We start from the raw sequence: 20,711 nt of genomic DNA, 5'->3' as shown, positions 1-20,711 counted from the left end.
TCCGGTCAGCCGGGCAGCGGCAGCGGGACCTCACCCGGCCTGCCCTGCGCGGACAGGTTCGTCCGGACGAGCGACTCCACGCGCCCGGCCGCCATCGGCCGCGCCACGAGGAAGCCCTGCCCGCGCGGGCAGTCCATCCCCCGCAGCAGGTCCAGCTGCTCGGGCCGCTCGATGCCCTCCGCGACCACCGTGATGCCGAGGTCGCTGCCCAGCCGGACGATCGTGCGGGTCAGCAGCGTCAGCGTCTCGTCCGACCCGAGCCCGGCCACGAACGACGGGTCGATCTTGATGACGTCCACCGGGAGCTGCCCGAGGTAGGCGAGCGAGGCGTATCCGGTGCCGAAGTCGTCGATGGCGAGCCGGACACCGAGGTCGCGCAGCTGCGACAGGCGCTCCACGTTCTGGCCCGCGTCCTCGACGAGGACCTCCTCGCGCACCTCCAGCGTCAGCGCGTGCGGCGCCAGCCCGGTCTCGGCCAGCGCCGCCGCGACCGACTCCACGAACCGCGGCGCGGCGATCTGCCGGGCGGTGAAGTTCACCGACACGCCCACGTCCCAGGAGTCACGCCGCCACCGGGCGACCTCGCGGCACGCCTCGCGCAGCACCCAGTCGCCGAGCGGGACCATCAGGCCGGACTCCTCGGCGGGGCCGATGAACTCCTCCGGCGGCACCGACTCGCTCCCCCGCCACCAGCGCAGCAGCGCCTCCACCCCGGTGACCCGGGACGTGGCGAGGTCGACCACCGGCTGGAACTCCACCGCGAACTGCTCCTCGGCGAGCGCCCGCTGGAGATCGCTGCCGAGTTCCAGCCGCCGGACGACGTCGGCGTGCATGTGCGGGGCGAACACCTCGACCCGCCCGCCGCCGAGCTCCTTCGCCCGCGCCATCGCGAGGTCGCCGTTGCGGATCAGGTCGGCGGCGGTGCGCCGGACCCGCCGTCCCGCCTCCTTCCCGGTACCCGAGCCGCCGGGCGCCGCGCCTCCCGCGGGCGTCCCCTCGTCGGCGGGCGTCTCCTCGTCACCGGCGAAGGCGATGCCGACGCTGGCCGTCAGCAGCATGTACTTGCCGCCCACCTGGTACGGGTCCGCCGACAGCACGCGCAGCAGCCGCCCGGCCAGCTCCACCGCGGCCTGCGTCTCCCGGTCGTCGGACGGGAGCTGGACGAGCACGGCGAACTCGTCGCCGCCCCAGCGCGCCACCGTGTCGTCGGCCTGGACGGTCGCGCGCAGCCGCCGCGCGGCCTGCGCGAGGACCTGGTCCCCGGCGGCGTGCCCGGCCGAGTCGTTGACCGCGGTGAAGCCGTCCAGGTCGACGAAGACGACCGCGACCCGCCCGCCCTCCCGCTGCCGGGTCAGCACCTCCCGCGTCCGCTCCTCGAAGTAGGAGCGGTTCGGCAGGCCCGTCAGCCCGTCGTGGAACGTCAGGTGCGCGACCTGCCGCTGGAGCGCCGCCTGCTCGCTGAGGTCGCGGGTGGTGACCAGCAGCCGCCCCGGCGCCTCACCGGTGCCCGCGTACCGGGAGATCGTGGACTCGGTGGGCAGCCAGGTGCCGTCCGCCGCCCGTACTCGGCACGACACGCGGAGCGAGTCCGGTGGCGTGTCCTCTTCGAGGAACTCGGTGAACACCGCCTCGACGCGCGGCAGGTCCTCCGGATGGATGATCTCGTGCAGCGGCCGCCCGAGCAGTTCCTCGGAGGTGTAGCGGTAGGTGCGCAGGGCGCCCGCGCTCGCGTACTGGACGGTCGCGTCCAGATCGCAGATCAGCACCGCGTCGTTGATGCTCTCCGACAGGGCGCGGAAGTGCTCCTCCCCCGTCCCGACCGCCCGGCGCAGCGCGTCGTTCTCGCGCAGCAGCCCGGCGAGCCGGGCGAGCAGCACCAGCACCGCCGAGCCCGCGACGATCGACACGACCGGCTCCAGGCCGTTCTTGCCGGTCAGGGAGTGTCCCGCGACGAACAGGCCGGCCGCGGCGGCGATCGCGGCGGGCGCGAGGCCCGGCCCGATCATCCGGCCGCGCTCGCCGGCGGGGGGCGGCGCCACGTCCTCGGGGATGTCGTCGACCTCGCCCGCCGGGACCGGCGCGGGGCCCGTCCACGGCACGAGCAGGAGCAGCAGCAGCCCGCCGAGGCGCAGGATGTCGGCGGGATCGTCGGCGGGGGCGCCGCCGTCCAGCCGCACGACGGTCGTGACGATGTCGGCGACGGCGAACGCGGTGAGCGCCCCGTACCCCATCCACGCCTGCCGCCGGTGCCCGCGTCCCGCCCCGAGCACGAACGGGAGCGCGCAGCACATCAGCACGATGTCGATCAGCGGGTAGAGCAGTTCGAGGAAGAACTCGGGCGGGGACTCCCCGGTCCGGTGGTAGAGGGTGCTGAACACCCCCACCCAGCCGAGGACGAACAGCCCGCACGCGCACACGTAGGTGTCGGCGGCGTACCGCAGCCAGGTCCGCGCCTCCCGGGGCAGCCTGATCGGCACCACGAGGCCCGTCACCAGCGCGGCCACGGCGACCAGGTAGAACAGGTCGGAGACCGACAGCGACAGGGCGCTGCGGCTGGGGGCGTCCGCGAGGGCCCCGCCTAGCGCGCCCGCGAACCAGGAGGCCGCGGCGAGGCCGTACCAGCGCCAGGACGTCCGCCAGACGGCGCCGTCCACGCCCCGTCCGCCGGGCGCGCGGGCCGACATCAGCAGTGAGACCGCGGCGGCGCCCGCGGCGCCCGCCTCCGCCCAGGCGATGAACGCCGTGCCGCCCCAGCCCAGCAGCGACCCGGTCGCGTACAGGACGCCGACGATCGCGGCCAGGGCGACCGGCAGCGCCCGCGGGGGCATCCGCCTCGCGTACTCGCCGCTCATCGCGCCCTGTCCCTTCCTGCCCCGAGGAGAACGCCCGGCCCCTCCCGGGCGCGGCGTCGCGCCGGAAGGGGGCATGAATCCGGGAACCTCACCGGCCGCTCGGGTAACGCCCGGAAGGTCATGAATCGTGCCCCGCGCGGGTTCGGCGCGAGGCGGACGGCGCGCGCATGGCCCTGCGCAGGCCGGAGATCAGCGACGTTGCTGCAATGCGGGATCACCGTGTCGCTCAATGTACGTTCCGTAGGTCACGGAGCGATTGAGGCTGGGCGTCCTCCCGGCGACAAACGACCGCGGTATCGCCCCACTTCGGACGTCCGAAACCCACTCGTCACCTTCGTCCGCATCACCGTGAGTGATCATTTTCACCCCTCCGAAGAGTGTGATACCCGCCTCGTCCCTGCTGGCATGCTGGTAGCCGGAGGCGATACATGCGACAGCACCCGTTCATCCTCGCCGTGGCCGCACTGGTCCTGGCGGCCTGCTCCTCGTCCCCGTCCACGGACGGCGGGGCGCACACCCCGACGCCCCTGGCATCGGCGAAGAGCAGCGCACCCGGCGAGCCCCGCGAACTCGTCACGGGCTTGGACATCCCGTGGGCCGTCGCCTTCCTGCCGGGAGGCGACGCCCTCGTGACGGAACGGGACACCGCCCGGCTCCTGCGGGTCACCCCGTCGGGTCGGAAGACCGACGTCGGCAAGGTCCCGGGCGTCGAGCCCGAGGGCGAGGGCGGCCTGATGGGCGTCGCGGTCTCCCCGTCCTACGCCCAGGACCGGCAGATCTACCTGTACTACACCGCCGCGTCCGACAACCGCGTGGTCAAGGCCACCTACGACGGCCGCCTGAAGACCCCGGCACCGATCATCACCGGGATCCCCAAGGGCGGCAACCACAACGGCGGCCGGCTCGCCTTCGGCCCCGACGGCATGCTCTACGTCACCACGGGCGAGACCGGCGACACCGGCCTGTCCCAGGACCGGGACTCCCTCGGCGGCAAGATCCTCCGCGTCACCCCGGACGGCGCGCCCGCCCCCGGCAACCCCTTCGGCACCCGCGTCTGGTCCTACGGCCACCGCAACGTCCAGGGCCTCGCCTGGGACGACGAGAAGCGACTCTTCGCAACCGAATTCGGACAGGACCGCTTCGACGAGATCAACCACATCGTGAAGGGCGACAACTACGGCTGGCCGGTGGTGGAGGGCGTCGGGGACCGCCGGGGCTACACCGACCCCCTGCTCACCTGGACGACGGAGGAGGCGTCCCCGTCGGGCCTCGCCTACGCGGGCGGCTCCCTGTGGGCCGCCGGCCTCCGCGGCCGCCGCCTGTGGCAGGTCCCCCTGAACAACGGCGAGCCCGGCCGCCCCGTCGCCCGCTTCGAGAACACCTACGGCCGCCTCCGCGCCGTGGTCGCCGCCCCCGACGGCTCCCTGTGGATCACCACCAGCAACAAGGACGGCCGCGGCGCCGCCACCTCCAGGGACGACCGCATCATCGTCGTCCCCGTCCGCTGATCAGTACTCCAGCTCCGCCCACCCGATCGGGCTGTTCGCGGCTACGGGCGCCCGGCCGTCCCGCGGTGGCGTGGGACGGCCGGGCGGTGCGGTCAGGACGCGCCGAGCCGCTCCAGGATGAGCTCGCGGGCGCGGCCGGCGTCGGCCTGGCCGCGGGTGGCCTTCATCACGGCGCCGACCAGGGCGCCCGCGGCGGCGACCTTCCCCGCGCGGACCTTGTCGGCGACGGCGGCGTTGCTGGCGATGACCTCGTCGACGATCGCGGCCAGCTCGCCCTCGTCGCTGACGACCTTCAGCCCCCGGGCGGCGACGACCTCGTCGGGGGTGCCCTCACCGGCGAGGACGCCCTCGAAGACCTGGCGGGCCAGCTTGTCGTTCAGCTCCCCCGCGGTGATCATCGCCTGGACGCGGGCGACCTGCTCGGGCGTGATGGGCAGGTCCGCCAGCTCGGCGCCCTGCTCGGTGGCGCGGCGCGACAGCTCGTTCATCCACCACTTGCGGGCCGCCGGGGCGGGGGCGCCCCGCGCGATCGTCGCCTCGATGAGGTCGACGGCCCCGGCGTTGACGACGTCGCGCAGCTCCAGGTCGGACAGGCCCCACTCCCCCTGGATGCGGGCGCGGCGCGCGGCCGGGAGCTCCGGCAGGGACGCGCGCAGCCCGTCCACCCACTCGCGGGACGGGGCCATCGGCACCAGGTCGGGCTCGGGGAAGTAGCGGTAATCCTGCGCCTCCTCCTTGCTCCGCCCGGCGGTCGTGCGGCCCGTGTCCTCGTGGAAGTGCCGGGTCTCCTGGACGATCCGCCCGCCCGCCGCCAGCACGCCGGCCTGCCGCTCGATCTCCGAGCGGACGGAGCGCTCGACCGAGCGCAGCGAGTTGACGTTCTTGGTCTCTGTGCGGGTGCCCCACTCGGCGGCGCCGCGCGGCATCAGGGAGACGTTGACGTCGCAGCGCATGGAGCCCTCCTCCATGCGCACGTCCGAGACGCCGAGCGAGCGGACCAGCTCGCGGAGCTCGGTGGCGTAGGCGCGGGCGACGAGCGGCGCCTTGTCGCCGGTCGCGGGGATCGGCTTGGTGACGATCTCCACCAGCGGGATCCCCGCCCGGTTGTAGTCGACCAGGGAGAACTCGGCGCCCTGGATCCGGCCGGTCGCGCCGCCGACGTGCAGCGACTTGCCGGTGTCCTCCTCCATGTGGACGCGCTCGATCTCGATCCGGTACGTCTCGCCGTCCACCTCGACGTCGAGGTGCCCGTCCACGCACAGCGGCTCGTCGTACTGGGAGATCTGATAGTTCTTCGGCATGTCCGGATAGAAGTAGTTCTTCCGGGCGAACCTGCACCACTCGACGATCTCGCAGTTCAGCGCGAGGCCGATCTTGATGATGCCCTCGATCGCCGCGTGGTTGGTCACCGGCAGCGACCCCGGCAGCCCGAGGCACACCGGGCAGACCTGCGTGTTCGGCTCGGCGCCGAAGCCCGTCCGGCAGCCGCAGAACATCTTCGACGCCGTGCCCAGCTCGATGTGCGTTTCGATGCCGAGGACCGGCTCGAACCTGGCCAGCGCCTCGTCGTAGTCCATCAGCGTCGGGGTGCTCACTTCGCCTCCACCAGTTCCGGGGCCTTGGCCAGCAAGGGGCCGCCCCAGCGGTCCTCCAGGGCGCGCTCGACGGCGGCGGCGACGCGGTACGCGCGGTCGTCGCCGAGGACGGGCGCCATGACCTGCAGGCCGACCGGCAGGCCGTCCGCCAGGCCGCAGGGCACCGAGATCGCGGCGTTGCCCGTCAGGTTCGCCGGGATGGTGTACAGGTCGGCCAGGTACATCGCCATCGGGTCGTCCGCGCGCTCGCCGATCGGGAACGCGGTGGTCGGCGTCGTCGGCGAGACCAGCACGTCCACCTGCTCGAAGGCGGTGTCGAAGTCGCGCCTGACCAGCGTGCGGACCTGCTGCGCCTTGCCGTAGTAGGCGTCGTAGTAGCCCGACGACAGCGCGTACGTGCCGAGCATGATGCGCCGCTTGACCTCGGGGCCGAAGCCCTCGGCGCGGGTCAGCGCCATGACCTCCTCGGCGCTGCGGGTGCCGTCGTCGCCGACGCGCAGGCCGTAGCGCATGGCGTCGAAGCGGGCCAGGTTGGACGACGCCTCCGACGGCGCGATCAGGTAGTACGCGGACAGCGCGTAGGAGAAGTGCGGGCAGGACACCTCGACGACCTTTGCGCCGAGCGACTCCAGCAGGTCGACGGCCTCGCCGAAACGGGCCGAGACGCCCGCCTCGGCGCCCTCCCCCGCGAACTCCCTCACGACGCCGACGCGCAGCCCGGCGACGTCGGCGCGCCGCGCCGCCTCCACCACCGGCGGGACGGCCGCGTCGACGGACGTGGAGTCCATCCGGTCGTGGCCGCTGAACGCCTCGTGCAGCAGCGCCGCGTCCAGGACGTTACGCGCGAACGGCCCCGGCGTGTCGAGCGAGGACGCGAACGCGATGACCCCGTAACGGGACGAGCCGCCATAGGTCGGCTTCATCCCGACGATGCCGGTGACGGCGGCGGGCTGCCGGATCGACCCGCCCGTGTCGGTGCCGGTGGACAGCGGCGCCTCGTACGCGGCGACCGCCGCGGAACTGCCGCCCGACGACCCGCCCGGGACGCGCTCCAGGTCCCACGGGTTGCGGGTGGTGAAGAAGGCGCTGTTCTCGGTGGAGGAGCCCATGGCGAACTCGTCCATGTTCGTCTTACCGAGGATCACCAGGCCCCGCTCGCGCAGCCGCGCCGTGACGGTCGCGTCGTAGGGGGGCCGCCACCCCTCCAGGATCTTCGACCCCGCGGTGGTGGGCATGTCGTCGGTGGTGAAGACGTCCTTGTGCGCGATGGGCACGCCGGCCAGCGGGCCGAGCTCCTCCCCCGCCGCGCGCCGCTCGTCGACCCTCCGCGCCTGCGCCAGCGTCGCCTCGCGGTCGACGTGCAGGAACGCCTTGACCTGCCCGTCCACCGCGGCGATGCGGTCCAGGTGCGCTTCGGCGACCTCGGCCGCCGACACCTCACCGGCGGCGATCAGCCCGCCGAGCTCCGCCGCGCCCTTCCCGACCAGCTCCATGGCGCTCACGCCTCCTCGTCCAGGATCCGCGGCACGCGGAAACGCTGCTCCTCGGCCGCCGGGGCCGCCGCGAGCGCCCGCTCGGGCGCCAGGGACGGCCGGACCTCGTCGGCGCGGTAGACGTTGGTCAGCGGCAGCGCGTGCGAGGTCGGCGGGATGTCCTGCGCGGCGACCTCCTGCACCCGCGCGACCGCGGAGATGATCTGGTCGAGCTGGGCGGCGAGATGGTCGAGCTCATCGTCGCCGAGCGCCAGCCGGGACAGCCGGGCGAGGTGGGCGACCTCGTCGCGGGTGATGGCGGACATGGTAGACAACCGTTCCTGCGATGACGTGGTTTCACCGGTCATCCTATTGGCCGCGCCCGCGCCGACCGACCGGTTTACGCGGGCGTGCCCGCCGCGGCCACCGCGCCGTTTCGTTTCCTCGTGGTGGGAAGGGATGTGTCGTCCACCCCGGGACGACGAGAGGAGCCCGCCGTGACCATCGGCGGCAGCATCGCCCTGATCATCATCGGCGCGATCCTGGCCTACGCGGTCAACTACGAGTTCAGCGGCGTCGACATCCGGCTGGTCGGCCTGATCCTCATGCTGGGCGGGCTGATCGGGCTCGTCATCGGCATCGTGCGGCTGGCCTCGGCGCGCCGGACGGTCGAGCGCCGTCCGCCCGCCGCGGTGCGTGAGGAGCACTACTACGAGGACCTCCCGCCCGGCTACGACCGCAGACGGCAGTATTGATTTTGATCTCGGCCCAAGCGGGCTCGCCTGGCGGCTCGCCCGCTTGACCGTGATCGTGCGAGCGCGTCATCGCTTCGCGATCAGCCCAGCGGGGGCTCGCCTTCGGCTTTGCCCCCGCTGGGCTGACACCGCGCTCGCTTGACGGTTTCGGTCGTTGGGTTGGTGCTCCCGGGCTTCAGGATCGTGGGGGCATATCTGCGGGGTCCGGCTGGGTGCGGGCCGAGCATCACTCCGCTGCCGCGTTGTTCATGTCGCGTGGGGGATTACGCGGCGGGCTCGGGGGCGCGTTCCATGCGGCGGCGGAGCCAGTCGGTGGCGGTCGCGGCGTCCATGGGACGGCCGAAGTGCCAGCCCTGGGCGGCGTCGCAGCCCATCTCGCGGAGCATCCTGGCGGTCTGCGGGTCCTCGACGCCCTCGGCGACCGAGCGCAGGCCGAGGGTGCGGACGAGGTCGACGATCGAGCGGACGATGACGGCGTCGTCGGACGACTCGGTGAGCCGGCCCACGAACGAGGAGTCGATCTTGATCTCCTCGACCGGCAGGCGCTTGAGCCGGACGAGGGAGGAGTAGCCGGTGCCGAAATCGTCCAGGCTGAGCGGGATGCCCAGCTCGGCGAGGGCCGTCACCGTGTCGGAGGCGTACGCCTGCTCGTTCATTAGGATCCGCTCGGTGATCTCCAGCTGGAGCGCCGCGGCGGGCAGCCCGCGGGCGAGCAGGCCCTCCTCGATGGTCTCGGTCAGGCCGGTGTCGAGCAGGTCGCGGCCTGAGGCGTTCACCGCGACCTGGACGGCGAGGTCCTCGCGCCACCACGCGGCGGTCTGGGCGAGGGCCGCCTCGACGACGTGCCGGGTGATCGAGCGCATCAGGTAGGTCTGCTCGGCGATCGGCAGGAACGTCTCGGGTTCGAGCAGGCCCCGGTCGGGGTGGCGCCAGCGCAGCAGCGCCTCCATCCCGACGAGCTGGCCGTCCCGCAGGGAGATCTTGGGCTGGTAGAACAGCTCCAGCTCGGAGCGGTCGACGGCGCGGCGCAGGTCGCCGAGCATGCTGAGCCGGTCCGGGGAGTTGCGGTCCTTGCCGGGCGAGTACACCTCGACGCCGGTGCGGGCCTCCTTGGCGTTGTACATCGCGACGTCGGCGCGCTGGAGCAGCAGCTCGAAGTCGGGCGCGTGGTCGGGGAACAGCGCGATGCCGACGCTGGCCTCCAGGTCGAACGACATGCCGTCCAGCCGGACGGGCTCGCCGAGCGCGGCCCGCAGCCGGGCGGCGACCTCGCGGGCGGCGGCCTCGTCGCGGACGGTCGGCAGCAGCACCGCGAACTCGTCGCCGCCGAGCCGGGCCACGAGGTCGCCGGGGCGGACGCTGTGGGTGAGCCGGTGCGCGACGAGCTGGAGGAGCCGGTCGCCGGTGTGATGCCCGAGGGTGTCGTTGACCTCCTTGAACCGGTCGAGGTCCAGCAGGAACAGCCCGGCCCGGTGGTGCGGCGGCTCGGCGACCTTGAGCAGCCGGGACGGCTTGATCACGGCCGGGCGGCGGCCGAAGCGCCCGGCGCCGCCCTTGCCGCGCCGCTCGGCGCCGCGCGCCTCGGCGAGGGCCTCCTCGGTGCGGACGATCAGCAGCTTGCGGTTGGGCAGCCCGGTGAGGCCGTCGTGCAGGGCCTGGTGCTCGCGGCGGACGGAGACCGAGGCGTTCAGGTAGACGGCGATGAACGGCAGGACGATCAGCGGGACGAACACGGCGGACCTGTCCATCGCGACGACCATCAGCGGGGCCAGGCCGAGCAGCGCCATGTGCACGAGGATCTGGTAGCCGAGGTCCCAGCGCAGCGCCTTGAGCAGCGAGACGCGCTCGTGCAGGGCGATGGCGGCGCCGACGAGGGTGTCGTTGCAGCCGAAGTAGACGGCGCCGGCGAGCGCGATCACCGGCAGGTCCTCGCCGGCGGGCACCCAGAGGGCCGTGGGGGTGGCCATGTCGCCGGAGACCGCCAGGACGAGCTGGGCGGCGGCGAGGCTGAGGGTGTACTGCGCGGCGTTGAAGGCGATGCGGTGCGCGCTGCGCCCGCGGAAGATCCCGCAGGTGACGACGGCGACGACCTGGAGGGCGGCGGCGACGGGGAGGCCGGCGTACAGGAGCGCGGCGAACGCGAAGGTGGTGGAGGTGGTCGCGCCGTTGTTCTCGGTGGAGCCGGGCGTGATGATCGGCCGCAGCTCGCCGAAGATGATGAAGCAGGCCAGGATCCAGAAGACGGGGTTGCGGGCGAGCGCGTCCAGGTCGGCGCCGCTCAGCCCGGAGAACGCGGTGCCGCACGCGGCGACGCCGAGCAGGATGACGACGACGAAGTAGATCCACAACGGGGAGCCACGGCGGGGCGCCGTGTTCCGCGTGTTGTTCGGGTCCTTCATCACATCCTCGGGGGGTTCGGGGGGCCGTCCCCCGGAGCGGAGCGCGCCGGACCGCGGGGGACTCACCCCGGGCGGGACGTCCGAACGTTCAGTGGGTCGTGATGACTGGGAGAGTACGGCCTTTGCTCAACTTCGCGAAACCGATTGCGTACGTTCCGTTATGCCCATTCCGTACCCGCCTCTCGTCGGTGGGTAGTGGGATTGTACCGCTGGGTAACGCGGCGCTGGTGGCAGTATGCACAACCACAACCGGTCACTCCTCCGCGCGCAAAGTCATGTTTTTGGCCGCATCTGGCCCGTCGGCCAGCAGTGCGCGGAACCCTTCCTCCGCCAGAACCGGTACGCCCAGCTTGACGGCTTTGTCGTACTTGGATCCGGGGTTGTCCCCCACCACGACGAAGTCCGTTTTCTTGGACACCGACCCGGACACCTTCCCGCCGAGGTTTTGCACCGCCTCCTTCGCCGAGTCGCGGCTGAAGCCCTCCAGCGACCCGGTGATCACCACGGTGAGGTCCTTCAGCGGCCGCGGCCCCGCCGCGCCCTCGTCCTGCATGCGGACCCCGGCCGCCCGCCACTTCTCGACGATCTCGCGGTGCCAGTCGACCTCGAACCACGCCCTGATCGAGGCCGCGATCGTGGGGCCGACGTCCTCGACCGCCGACAGCTCCTCCTCGGTGGCGGCCGCGATGGCGTCCATGGAACGCAGCTCGCGGGCGAGGTTCTGGGACGCGGCGGGCCCCACGTGCCGGATCGACAGCGCCACCAGCACCCGCCACAGCGGCTGCCGCTTGGCCTTCTCCAGCTCCTCGAAGAGGATCTCGACCGTCTTCTTCGGCTCGCCCTCCTTGTTCGCGAAGAACGACACGACCTTGGGCTCGCCCGTCTTCGGGTCGTTCTTGGGCGTGCCCGTCCTGGCGTCCAGGACGAGGCTCCTGATCGGCAGGAGCTGGTCGACGGTCAGATGGAACAGGTCGCCCTCGTTCCTGACCGGGGGCTCGGCGGGCTCCAGCGGCTGGGTGAGGGCGGTCGCCCCGACGTAGCCGAGCGCCTCGATGTCCAGCGCGTTGCGGCTCGCGACGAAGTACAGCCGCTCGCGGAGCTGGCCCGGGCAGAGCCGCGCGTTCGGGCAGCGGATGTCGGCGTCGCCCTCCTTCTCGTACGCCAGCGCCGTGCCGCACTCGGGGCAGTTCGCGGGCATCTCGAACTCGCGTTCCGAGCCGTCCCGCAGCGCGGCGACCGGCGCGACGATCTCGGGGATCACGTCGCCGGCCTTGCGCAGGACGACGGTGTCGCCGATCAGCACGCCCTTGCGCCTCACCTCGCCCGCGTTGTGCAGGGTGGCCCGCTCGACCGTGGAGCCCGCCACCTTCGTCGGCTCCATCACGCCGTAGGGGGTGATGCGCCCCGTCCGCCCGACGCCGACCTTGATATCGAGGAGCCTGGTGTTGACCTCCTCCGGCGGGTACTTCCACGCGATGGCCCAGCGCGGCGCGCGGCTCGTCGACCCGAGCCGGCGCTGGAGGGCGAACTGGTCGACCTTGACGACCACGCCGTCGATCTCGTACGCCGTGTCGTGCCGGTGGTCGCCGTACCGCCCGATGTACTCCCGGACGGCGTCCAGCCCGCCGAGGACCTCGTACCTGTCGCTGACCGGGAGCCCCCAGCCGCGCATCAGCTCGTACGCCCCGGACTGGCTCTCCGGCTGCGTCCCACCCCGCCACGCGCCGAACCCGTGCACGAGCATCCCGAGCGGGCGGTGCGCCGTGACCCGCGGGTCCTTCTGCCGCAGCGACCCCGCCGCCGCGTTGCGGGGGTTGGCGAACGGCTCCTTGCCGGCCTCGACCTGCGCGGCGTTGACCTGCTCGAACCCCTCCACCGGGAGGAAGACCTCGCCGCGCACCTCCAGGACGTCCGGCCAGCCCTCACCGGCCAGCCGGTCCGGGATGTCGGCGATGGTGCGGATGTTGTGCGTGACGTCCTCGCCGGTGCGCCCGTCGCCGCGGGTCACCCCGCGCACCAGGCGGCCCCGCTCGTACGTCACGGCGATGGCCAGGCCGTCGATCTTCAGCTCGCACAGGTAGCCGGCGACCTCGCCGACCTCCTTGACCACCCGCTCGTCCCACGCCAGCAGCGCCTCGTCGGTCATCGCGTTGTCAAGGCTCTGCATCCGCTCCAGATGATCGACCGTCGCGAAGTCGGTGGTGATCGGCGCGCCGACCCGCTGCGTCGGGGAGTCGGGGGTGACGAGCTCCGGATGCCGCTCCTCCAGCTCCTTGAGCTCGCGCATCATCGCGTCGTACTCGGCGTCGGTGAGCGTCGGCTGGTCGAGGACGTAGTAGCGGTAGTTGCCGTCGTCGATCCGCTCGCTCAGCTCATGGTGCCGCTCCCGCGCCTCGCCGGGAACCCCATCACTCGTGGTCATAGGCCCATTGTCGCCGCCGGGACCGACAATGCGACACCGGCGCGCCCCGTCCGGCGAGCGGATCGTCCGTGCCGTCTCCGCGGGGCCCGGCCTCCCGGCCTGCCTGGTGAGGGGGCCGGTCAGTCCGCCTCGTGCAGCATCCGGGCGGCGTCGCGGCACTGCTTCAGCGCCGCGCGGACGTAGCCCGGCGACGCCCCCGCCATCCCGCACGCCGGTGTCAGCACCACCTGGCGCGACAGTTGCGCGCGCGGGAATCCGAGCCGCCGCCACAGCTCCTGCGCGGGCCCGGCGGTCGCCTTCAGCGGCGGCAGGGCGGCGCCGGTCGCGGGCACCGCGCCGAGGAACAGCCCGACCCCCGCGTCGATCGTCTCGCCCACGGCGTCGTCGTCGCGGCGGGGCACCAGGCCGAGGTCCACCGAGATCGCCTTGGCGCCCGCGCCGCGGAGCAGCCCGTAGGGGACGTTCCGGGCGCAGCAGTGGACGACCGGGAACGCGGCGCCGTCGGCGCACGCCGTCTCCAGGACCGTCCGCAGCGCGTCCTCGGCGGCCGGCTCCTCCACCGCCCGCAGCCGCGAGAACCCGCTCGCGGTCGGCAGGGTACCCGCCAGCGCCGCGGGCAGGCCCGGCTCGTCCAGCTGCAGGACGATCCGCGCGTGCGGCAGGCGCCGCCGGACGTCGGCCACGTGCGCGGCGACGCCCTCGGCCAGCGACGCCGTCAGGTCGCGAACGGCGCCGGGGTCCTTGACCGCGCGGTCGCCGTGCCGCAGCTCGATCGTCGCGGCCAGCGTCCACGGGCCGCACACCTGCACCTTGAAGGGCCCGTCATGACCGCCCGCGACCTCCTCCAGCACGTCCAGGTCCCGGGCGAGATGGTCGAGGGCGCGTTGCGTGTCGCGTCCCGGGCGGTCGGAGAACCGCCACCCGGACGGCTCCAGGTGGATCGGCATGTCCACCAGCAGCCCGGCCGTCCGGCCGGTCATGTCGGCGCCGGGGCCGCGCGCGGGGAGCTCCGGAAGGTGCGGCAGGTCGGGAAGCTCTCCGAGGACGATCCGCAGCGCCTCCGCCGGGTCCTCGCCCGGATAGGAACCGATCCCGGTGGCCGACCCGGGCTGCCAGGGGTAATCCGTCACGCCCGGAACCCTACCGACAGCCGCCTCGGCGGCGTCAGACGGCGACCCGGGCGGTGTCGGCGATCGTGGCGGACCCGAGGACGCGGTCGCCCTCGTACAGGACGGCGGCCTGCCCGGCGGCGACCCCCCGCGCCGGGGTCTCCAGGCGGACGCGCAGCCGGTCGCCGTCCCGTTCGGCGGTGCACGGGAAGACCTCGCCGTGCGCCCGCAGCTGGACCTCGCACGCGAACGGCCCGGCGGGGACGTCGCCCAGCCACACCGGCCGCTCCCCCGTGATCTCGCGGACGTCCAGCGACTCGCGGGGGCCGACCGTCACGGTGTTGTCCACCGGGGAGATGTCCAGGACGTAGCGGGGGCGGCCGTCCGGCGCCGGGGTGCCGAGCCGCAGGCCCTTGCGCTGCCCGACCGTGTAGGCGTACGCGCCCTCGTGCTCGCCGACCCGGTTGCCGTCGGTGTCGAGGATCGGCCCGGGGGCCGTGCCGAGCCGCTCCGCGAGGAAGCCCCGCGTGTCGCCGTCGGCGATGAAGCAGACGTCGTGGCTGTCGGGCTTGTCGGCCACCTGGAGGCCGCGCGCCTCCGCCTCCCGCCGGATGTCGGCCTTGGCGGTGTCGCCGAGCGGGAACAGGGCGCGCGCGAGCTGCTCGGGCGTGCAGACGGCCAGCACGTACGACTGGTCCTTGCCCGCGTCCACGCCGCGCCGCAGCACGCCGCCGTCCAGCCGCGCGTAGTGGCCGGTGCAGACGGCGTCGAACCCCAGGGCCACCGCGCGGTCCAGCAGCGCCTCGAACTTGATCTTCTCGTTGCAGCGCAGGCACGGGTTCGGGGTGCGGCCCGCCGCGTACTCGCTGACGAAGTCCTCGACGACGTCCCGGTGGAACCGCTCGGCGAGGTCCCACACGTAGAAGGGGATGCCGATCACGTCGGCGGCGCGGCGCGCGTCCCGGGAGTCCTCCAGGGTGCAGCATCCGCGCGCGCCCGTCCGGTACGACCGGGGGTTGCTGGACAGGGCCATGTGGACGCCGGTGACGTCGTGCCCGGCGTCGGCGGCCCGTGCGGCGGCCACCGCGGAGTCGACGCCGCCCGACATGGCGGCGAGTACGCGCAGAGTCATAGTCCTCCGAGCGTACGCGCCGCCGCGTGGTCCCCGCCGCGCGGCGGGGCGCCGGGCCCCGCATCGTGGTGACGATGAGACCGATGCCCGCGCCCGCCGGGCACCTGCCGTGAACGATCGTGCACGCGGGGAGGCGGAGCCTGGACGCGCGGATCGCCCGGCGGGACGGGCCACGGGACGGGCGGCGGCTCGCGTAAGGTGACGGGGCGGGCTCCGGATGGGGAGCCGCATGACCCCACGACAAGGAAGAGACGACAGGTGGGAATCTTCCGCCGTCCGCGTGACACGCCCGCAGCGGTCCCGCCCGCCATCGGCGAGTTCTGGGAGTGGTGGGCGCAGGCACGCCCGACGATCGAGGCGTCGCTGGCCGCCGCGCCGGGCGCCGAGCCCGCCGAGCCGGGGACGCCGGGCGAGGGGCTGTCGGCGGAGACGATCGAGGAGCTCTCACGGCGCGTCCACAAGATCCACGCCGAGCTCCAGTGGGAGATCGGCGGGGCGGACGACCGGGCGCCGTCGCTCACGGTGACCGGCGGCGGCGACCCCGAGCTGCGCGGGGTGGCGGAGCGCTGGTTCCGGGCCCGGCCGGGCGGGTCCGCGGCGGGCGGCTGGACGTTCCACCCGGCGCGCCAGGCCGACCCTGAGATGCTCTCCCAGGACCTCGTGCTCGGCGACCACGAGTTCGACCTGGAGTACGTGCGGCTCGGCATGCGCGCCGACGCCGACCGGGCCCGGGTGCACATCAGCGCCTACCACCCCGACTTCCTGTTCGTGTCCGAGGAGCAGCAGCTGCAGGTGGCGCTGCACGTCCTCGACTGGGCCCTCGGCGAGGACGACGTGGCCCGCTGGGTCGGCGAGGTCTCGATCGCGACCGAGGCGCCGATCGACTCGCTGCCGCCGTCGATGCTGTCGGCGGTCGTGGAGCAGGTGGCCGAGCCGTTCGCCGAGCCGTCCTGGCTGAGCGGCGAGGGCCGCACGCCGCGCGGGCACCCCGCGCGCCTCGGTGCCCGCTTCCCGCTGCACCGGCAGGACTACCCGCTCTGCGACCTGCACGTGGCGATCACCGTCCCGTACGCCAACAGCAACCCCGACCGGCTGCCGGTGGAGCCCTCGTCCGGTGCGCTGCGCGCGTTCGAGAAAAAGCTCACCAAGCTGGGCGACCGGGCGGTCCTCGCGGTGCGGGAGACCGGTGACGGGCTGCGGGTCTTCCACCTGTACGCCGACCCCGACTCCGGGGTGATCGGCGAGCTGGACCAGCTCGCCGCAGGCTGGACGGAGGGCAAGGCCAAGGTCGCCTCGTCCAACGACCCCGGCTGGCGCGCCCTCGCCCCCTACCAGCCCTGACGGCCCCCGCGGCGCGTCAGGAAACGGCCTCCACCTTGCGCCAGCGGGCCTCACAGAAGGAGTAGAGGCCGAAGAGCAGTACCCCGGCGGCGACGGCGACGAGGCCCCACACACCGGCGGGCGTCGAGGCGAACTCGCGGAGGGTGCCGTCCAGGCCCTGGGCCTTGTCCGGCTCGAAGCTGATCGCGGCGTAGGCGAGGAAGACGCCGACACCGCTGCCGACCAGCCCGCGCGCCAGGTTCCCGGCCACGCCGAGCGGCTGGACGACGTGCCGCGCCGCCCGGCCCATGCCCGTGAGCTCCTTGAGGAACTCGCGGCGGACGGCGTGGACCACCACGACGACGCCCCAGACCACGAACCCGATCCCGATCGCCAGCACCAGCCAGCGGCCGCCGGGCTCGCCCATCGCCCGCGCGGTGTAGGTCTTGGACTGCTGGTCGCTGGAACTGCCGGTGTGGCCGAACAGGAAGCCCAGGGTCGCCGCGAACCCGACGGTGTAGACGACGGCGCGGGCCGCGGATCCCAGCCGCTTGGTCGCCTTGTGCCCGTCCGGGATCGGCCGCCCGTACAGCGCCTCGGCGACCTGCCAGAGGGCGAGGGCGGCGAAGCCGACGGCCATCAGGACCAGGACGGCCGGGCCGCCCGGTTTCTCCGCCACCGCCTGGAGCGCCCCCTTCCGGTCCGCCTCCTTGCCGCCGCCGTCACCGAACGCCACCTGGAGCGCCAGCCAGCCGATGAGGAGGTAGAGCAGCCCGCGCGCGACCAGGCCCACGCGGGACATCAGATGGAACCACGGGTGGCCCGCGGCCTTACGGCCCACCCGCTCTACTGCACTGTCGCTCGTCACGTCCGCCGCCCTCCTGAGGAACGGCAACGCTGTCCCCGGTACAGCGAAGGTAAAACCTCGGTCAGCCGAGGCCGGCGCGGCGCGCGCGCTCCACGACGGGCCCGATGGCGTCGGCGAGGGCCTTGACGTCCGCCTCCGTGGAGGTGTGGCCCAGGGTGAAGCGGAGCGAGCCCCGCGCGCGCTCTGCGCCCGCGTCCATCGCCATGAGGACGTGACTGGGCTGCGACACCCCGGCCGAGCACGCCGAACCCGTCGAGCAGGCGATGCCGCGCGCGTCCAGCAGCATGAGCAGGGCGTCGCCCTCGCAGCCGGGGAACGAGAAGTGGGCGTTGCCCGGGAGCCGGTCGGCGGGGTCGCCGTTCAGCACCGCGTCGGGCACCGCGGCGTGGACGGCGTCGATCAGCCGGTCGCGCAGCTCGGCGAGGCGGGCGCCCTCGGCCGCGCGGCGGCGGGACGCGACCTGGACGGCGGCGGCGAATCCGGCGATGGCCGGTGCGTCGAGGGTCCCGGACCGGACGTCGCGCTCCTGCCCGCCTCCGTGCAGCAGCGGGACGGGGTCGAGGAACAGCGGCTCCTCCGGCTTGGCCAGCAGCAGCGCCCCCACGCCGATCGGGCCGCCGAGCTTGTGGCCGGTGATGGCCAGGGACTGCACGCCGCTCGCCGCGAACCCGACGGGCAGGGTCCCGGCGGCCTGGACGGCGTCGGTGTGGAAGGGCACGCCGTGCTCGCGCGCGACGGCGGCCAGGTCCGCGACGGGCTGGACGGTGCCGACCTCGTTGTTGGCCCACATGACCGTGGCGAGCGCGACGTCCTCGCCGGTGCCGAGGGCCTCCCGCAGCGCCTCGGGCCGGACACGCCCCAGCCCGTCCACGGGGATCCACTCGACCTCGGCGCCCTCGTGGTCGGCGAGCCACTGCACCGAGTCGAGGACGGCGTGGTGCTCGACGGCGCCCGCCAGCACGCGGGTGCGCGCCGGGTCCGCGCGCCGGCGCGCCCAGAACACGCCCTTGACCGCGAGGTTGTCGGCCTCGGTGCCGCCCGAGGTGAACACCACCTCGCTCGGGCGGGCGTCGAACGCCTCGGCGATGATCTCGCGGGACTCCTCCACGACGCGCCGGGCCCGCCGGCCCGCCGCGTGCAGCGAGGAGGGGTTGCCGAGCCCGCGCAGCTCCGCGGTCATCGCCTCGACGGCCTCCGGGAGCATCGGTGTCGTCGCCGCATGGTCGAGGTAGGTCACCACGCGGACAACAGTAGCCGCGTGACGGGCCCGCTCCCGCCGCGGCTCGACAGGTATACCGTCCAGCCGGTACACTGAATCCGCCATGAAGAGGGAAGCCCTGCTCGACGCCGCCGAGTCCGTGCTCTTCGAGCAGGGGACGCAGGCGCTGACACTCGCCGCGGTCGCCGACCGCGCCGGGGTCAGCAAGGGCGGGCTGCTCTACCACTTCCCCACCAAGGAAGCGCTCGTCAAGGCCATGGTGGCGCGGGTCATCGAGGAGTTCGACGACCTGATCGCCTCCTACGACGACGGCACCCCCGGCTCCTACACCCGCGCCTACGTCGAGGCCACCTTCGAGATCCTCGCCGGCCAGGCGCGCACCCACCGCCGGTGGTCGGCGATCGGCGCCGCCGCCACGGATCCGGAGCAGGCCGAGCCGCTGAACGAGGCGATGCGCCGCTGGCACGGCCGCGACCCGGGCGGCGACCCGGACCCGGGGGCCGCGACGGTCGTCCGGCTGGCGGCCGAGGGCCTCTGGGAAGTGATGAGCCGCGCACCCGAGTTGTACGACGGTGACCAGCTCGAAGCGCTCAGGCTGCGCCTGCTGGCACTGCTGGAGCGATGAGACGGGGCGCCGAGCGCGCCCGACCGTCCACCCCCGAATGGAGCGCTCCACTGCGCCGCTTCCCGGCCCGCCCGCCCCACCCGCCCCCCTAACACCCCCGTCACCCGATCCCCCGACCACTGCGACGGAATCCCCAGCGGGGCTCAGCGCCCCGCCGAGTCCAGAAAGAGGTGAACCATGCTGTTCCGTGCCCGCTTGGGGGCGTTCCTGACCTTCGCCCTGGCCGGTCTGCTGACCGGGGTGTGGGTGGCCCGCATGCCCGCGCTGGCCGCCAAGTTCGGGACCACCGAGGGCGAGATCGGCATCGTCGTCCTCGTCTGGGGGCTCGGCGCGATCTTCGCCATGCAGTCGCTGCGGGCCGTGATGGCCCGCGCGGGCAGCCGGTCCGTCCTGCGCCTCGCGCTGCCGCTGACCGCGGTGTCCTACGCCGGGGTGGCGCTCGCCCCGACCTACGCCGTGCTCCTCGCGGCCGTCGCGGTGTTCGGCATGGCGTTCGGCGTCACCGACATCGCGATGAACGCGCAGGGCAGCGCCGTCGAACGGGCGCACCGCCGTTCGATCATGAGCGGCCTGCACGCCGGCTGGTGCGTCGGCGCGATGAGCGGCGGCCTGTTCGGCGTCGCCACCGCCGCCGCGGGGCTGGGCTTCACCGCGACGGTCCTCGCCGCCGCGGCGCTGACGCTGCCCGTGGGGCTCGCGCTCGGCCGCACCTACCTGCCCGACCCCGCCGCCCCCGCCCGGGACGGCGCGGGGAACGGCAGGCGCCGCATGCCCGCCGCCGTTTACCTGATCGGGATCCTCGCGTTCATCGCGTTCATGACCGAGGGCTCGATCGCCGACTGGAGCGGGCTGCTGCTCCACGAGGAGATGGGCGCCACCCAGGCCGTGGCGGCGCTCGGCTACCCGGCGTTCGAGCTGGCGATGCTGCTCGGGCGGCTCGTCGGCGACCGCGTCCGGACGCGGCTCGGCACCCGGCGGCTGCTGGCCGGCGCCGGGGTGGGGACCGCGCTCGGCATGACCGTCGTCGTGCTGGCGCCCGCCGCCCCCGTCGCCGTCGCCGGGTTCTTCGTGACCGGCCTGGTCGTCTGCACCGTCGTCCCGACGACGATCTCCCTGGCGGGCACCGCCGACCCGGACCGCCCGGCCGCCGCGGTCGCCCAGGTCGGCGCGATGGGCTACGGCGGCCTGCTGCTCGGCCCCGTGGTCGTCGGGTTCCTCTCGGACGCCACGTCGCTGCGCGTCGGCGTCGGCATCGTGGTCGTGCTCGCGCTGCTGATCGCCGTCGGCGCCCGATTCGTCCCACTTCGGATGGACACCGATGTCGTCGCGCACTCCTCCGAGGGCGCCGTCGCCGCCGCCGAACCCGAACCGGCGGCCGCCTGACACGGTCATAACGGCCCGCCATCCGGTATAACGCCCTCGGGATTGTCGTGCG

15 protein-coding genes are annotated in these 20,711 nt (G+C 73.7%); 5 read left to right on the top strand and 10 right to left on the bottom strand.

Annotation, left to right across the window (positions count from 1 at the left end; translation table 11 throughout):
* Positions 1 to 5 precede the first annotated feature (5 nt).
* A complete protein-coding gene (locus AGRA3207_RS31150) occupies positions 6 to 2,852 on the bottom strand; it encodes a putative bifunctional diguanylate cyclase/phosphodiesterase (RefSeq protein WP_231330703.1) in 2,847 nt (948 codons plus the stop codon).
* A gap of 428 nt (positions 2,853 to 3,280) precedes the next feature.
* On the opposite strand from AGRA3207_RS31150, the gene AGRA3207_RS31145 reads away from it, so the two are divergent.
* The gene (locus AGRA3207_RS31145; RefSeq protein ID WP_231330702.1) at positions 3,281 to 4,360 is read left to right on the top strand and encodes a PQQ-dependent sugar dehydrogenase; all 1,080 of its coding nucleotides are present in this window, start codon (positions 3,281 to 3,283) and stop codon (positions 4,358 to 4,360) included.
* 92 nt (positions 4,361 to 4,452) lie between these two features.
* Here AGRA3207_RS31145 and gatB read toward each other — a convergent pair whose 3' ends face one another.
* From gatB to gatC, 3 genes are read right to left on the bottom strand one after another with little or no spacing between them, the layout of a single operon-like run.
* The gene (gatB, locus tag AGRA3207_RS31140) at positions 4,453 to 5,937 is read right to left on the bottom strand and encodes an Asp-tRNA(Asn)/Glu-tRNA(Gln) amidotransferase subunit GatB (protein WP_231336448.1); all 1,485 of its coding nucleotides are present in this window, start codon (positions 5,935 to 5,937) and stop codon (positions 4,453 to 4,455) included.
* A gap of 14 nt (positions 5,938 to 5,951) precedes the next feature.
* Positions 5,952 to 7,448: an Asp-tRNA(Asn)/Glu-tRNA(Gln) amidotransferase subunit GatA gene (gene gatA, locus AGRA3207_RS31135; RefSeq protein ID WP_231336447.1), complete on the bottom strand. Its 1,497-nt coding sequence runs from the start codon at positions 7,446 to 7,448 to the stop codon at positions 5,952 to 5,954.
* A 5-nt stretch (positions 7,449 to 7,453) separates the two neighbouring features.
* A complete protein-coding gene (gene gatC, locus AGRA3207_RS31130) occupies positions 7,454 to 7,753 on the bottom strand; it encodes an Asp-tRNA(Asn)/Glu-tRNA(Gln) amidotransferase subunit GatC (RefSeq protein ID WP_231330701.1) in 300 nt (99 codons plus the stop codon).
* Positions 7,754 to 7,924: 171 nt separating this feature from the next.
* Here gatC and AGRA3207_RS31125 point away from each other — a divergent pair, with 171 nt between their 5' ends.
* A complete protein-coding gene (locus AGRA3207_RS31125) occupies positions 7,925 to 8,182 on the top strand; it encodes a DUF6458 family protein (RefSeq protein ID WP_231330700.1) in 258 nt (85 codons plus the stop codon).
* A gap of 263 nt (positions 8,183 to 8,445) precedes the next feature.
* Here the strand turns inward: AGRA3207_RS31125 and AGRA3207_RS31120 are convergent, their stop codons facing one another.
* From AGRA3207_RS31120 to mnmA, 4 genes are all read right to left on the bottom strand, one after another.
* Entirely contained in the window at positions 8,446 to 10,581 is a 2,136-nt protein-coding gene (locus tag AGRA3207_RS31120; RefSeq protein ID WP_231330699.1) for a putative bifunctional diguanylate cyclase/phosphodiesterase, read from the bottom strand.
* A 253-nt stretch (positions 10,582 to 10,834) separates the two neighbouring features.
* Positions 10,835 to 13,003 (bottom strand): NAD-dependent DNA ligase LigA, encoded by a 2,169-nt coding sequence (gene ligA, locus AGRA3207_RS31115; RefSeq protein ID WP_231330698.1) that lies wholly within the window; start codon positions 13,001 to 13,003, stop codon positions 10,835 to 10,837.
* A 119-nt stretch (positions 13,004 to 13,122) separates the two neighbouring features.
* Positions 13,123 to 14,133: a methionine synthase gene (locus tag AGRA3207_RS31110; RefSeq protein ID WP_231330697.1), complete on the bottom strand. Its 1,011-nt coding sequence runs from the start codon at positions 14,131 to 14,133 to the stop codon at positions 13,123 to 13,125.
* A gap of 34 nt (positions 14,134 to 14,167) precedes the next feature.
* Positions 14,168 to 15,244, bottom strand: a complete 1,077-nt coding sequence (gene mnmA / locus AGRA3207_RS31105) for a tRNA 2-thiouridine(34) synthase MnmA (protein ID WP_231330696.1) — start codon at positions 15,242 to 15,244, stop codon at positions 14,168 to 14,170.
* A gap of 258 nt (positions 15,245 to 15,502) precedes the next feature.
* On the opposite strand from mnmA, the gene AGRA3207_RS31100 reads away from it, so the two are divergent.
* Complete coding sequence (locus AGRA3207_RS31100) at positions 15,503 to 16,585, top strand: DUF695 domain-containing protein (RefSeq protein ID WP_231330695.1); 1,083 nt, start codon at positions 15,503 to 15,505, stop codon at positions 16,583 to 16,585.
* Between the two features lie 16 nt (positions 16,586 to 16,601).
* On the opposite strand, the gene AGRA3207_RS31095 is transcribed toward AGRA3207_RS31100, so the two are convergent.
* Positions 16,602 to 17,432 (bottom strand): DUF1206 domain-containing protein, encoded by an 831-nt coding sequence (locus tag AGRA3207_RS31095; protein WP_231330694.1) that lies wholly within the window; start codon positions 17,430 to 17,432, stop codon positions 16,602 to 16,604.
* 61 nt (positions 17,433 to 17,493) lie between these two features.
* A complete protein-coding gene (locus AGRA3207_RS31090) occupies positions 17,494 to 18,669 on the bottom strand; it encodes a cysteine desulfurase family protein (RefSeq protein ID WP_231336446.1) in 1,176 nt (391 codons plus the stop codon).
* 85 nt (positions 18,670 to 18,754) lie between these two features.
* Here AGRA3207_RS31090 and AGRA3207_RS31085 point away from each other — a divergent pair, with 85 nt between their 5' ends.
* Together AGRA3207_RS31085 and AGRA3207_RS31080 are read left to right on the top strand one after the other, a co-directional pair.
* Positions 18,755 to 19,276 (top strand): TetR/AcrR family transcriptional regulator, encoded by a 522-nt coding sequence (locus AGRA3207_RS31085; RefSeq protein WP_231330693.1) that lies wholly within the window; start codon positions 18,755 to 18,757, stop codon positions 19,274 to 19,276.
* 177 nt (positions 19,277 to 19,453) lie between these two features.
* Entirely contained in the window at positions 19,454 to 20,659 is a 1,206-nt protein-coding gene (locus AGRA3207_RS31080; RefSeq protein ID WP_231330692.1) for an MFS transporter, read from the top strand.
* The last annotated feature ends 52 nt before the right edge of the window (positions 20,660 to 20,711 follow it).

Origin of the sequence: Actinomadura graeca, assembly GCF_019175365.1 — a bacterium.
GTDB lineage: Bacteria > Actinomycetota > Actinomycetes > Streptosporangiales > Streptosporangiaceae > Spirillospora > Spirillospora graeca.
This window is presented reverse-complemented; position numbering and strand designations above follow the sequence as displayed.

Excerpts from the sequence above, each read along its gene's own strand:
- AGRA3207_RS31080 (WP_231330692.1), top strand. The coding sequence starts at position 19,454 with ATGCTGTTCCGTGCCCGCTTGGGGGCGTTCCTGACCTTCGCCCTGGCC.
- gatC (WP_231330701.1), bottom strand. The coding sequence starts at position 7,753 with ATGTCCGCCATCACCCGCGACGAGGTCGCCCACCTCGCCCGGCTGTCC.
- gatB (WP_231336448.1), bottom strand. The coding sequence starts at position 5,937 with ATGGACTACGACGAGGCGCTGGCCAGGTTCGAGCCGGTCCTCGGCATC.
- AGRA3207_RS31145 (WP_231330702.1), top strand. The coding sequence starts at position 3,281 with ATGCGACAGCACCCGTTCATCCTCGCCGTGGCCGCACTGGTCCTGGCG.
- ligA (WP_231330698.1), bottom strand. The coding sequence starts at position 13,003 with ATGACCACGAGTGATGGGGTTCCCGGCGAGGCGCGGGAGCGGCACCAT.
- mnmA (WP_231330696.1), bottom strand. The coding sequence starts at position 15,244 with ATGACTCTGCGCGTACTCGCCGCCATGTCGGGCGGCGTCGACTCCGCG.
- gatA (WP_231336447.1), bottom strand. The coding sequence starts at position 7,448 with ATGGAGCTGGTCGGGAAGGGCGCGGCGGAGCTCGGCGGGCTGATCGCC.
- AGRA3207_RS31085 (WP_231330693.1), top strand. The coding sequence starts at position 18,755 with ATGAAGAGGGAAGCCCTGCTCGACGCCGCCGAGTCCGTGCTCTTCGAG.
- AGRA3207_RS31150 (WP_231330703.1), bottom strand. The coding sequence starts at position 2,852 with ATGAGCGGCGAGTACGCGAGGCGGATGCCCCCGCGGGCGCTGCCGGTC.
- AGRA3207_RS31120 (WP_231330699.1), bottom strand. The coding sequence starts at position 10,581 with ATGAAGGACCCGAACAACACGCGGAACACGGCGCCCCGCCGTGGCTCC.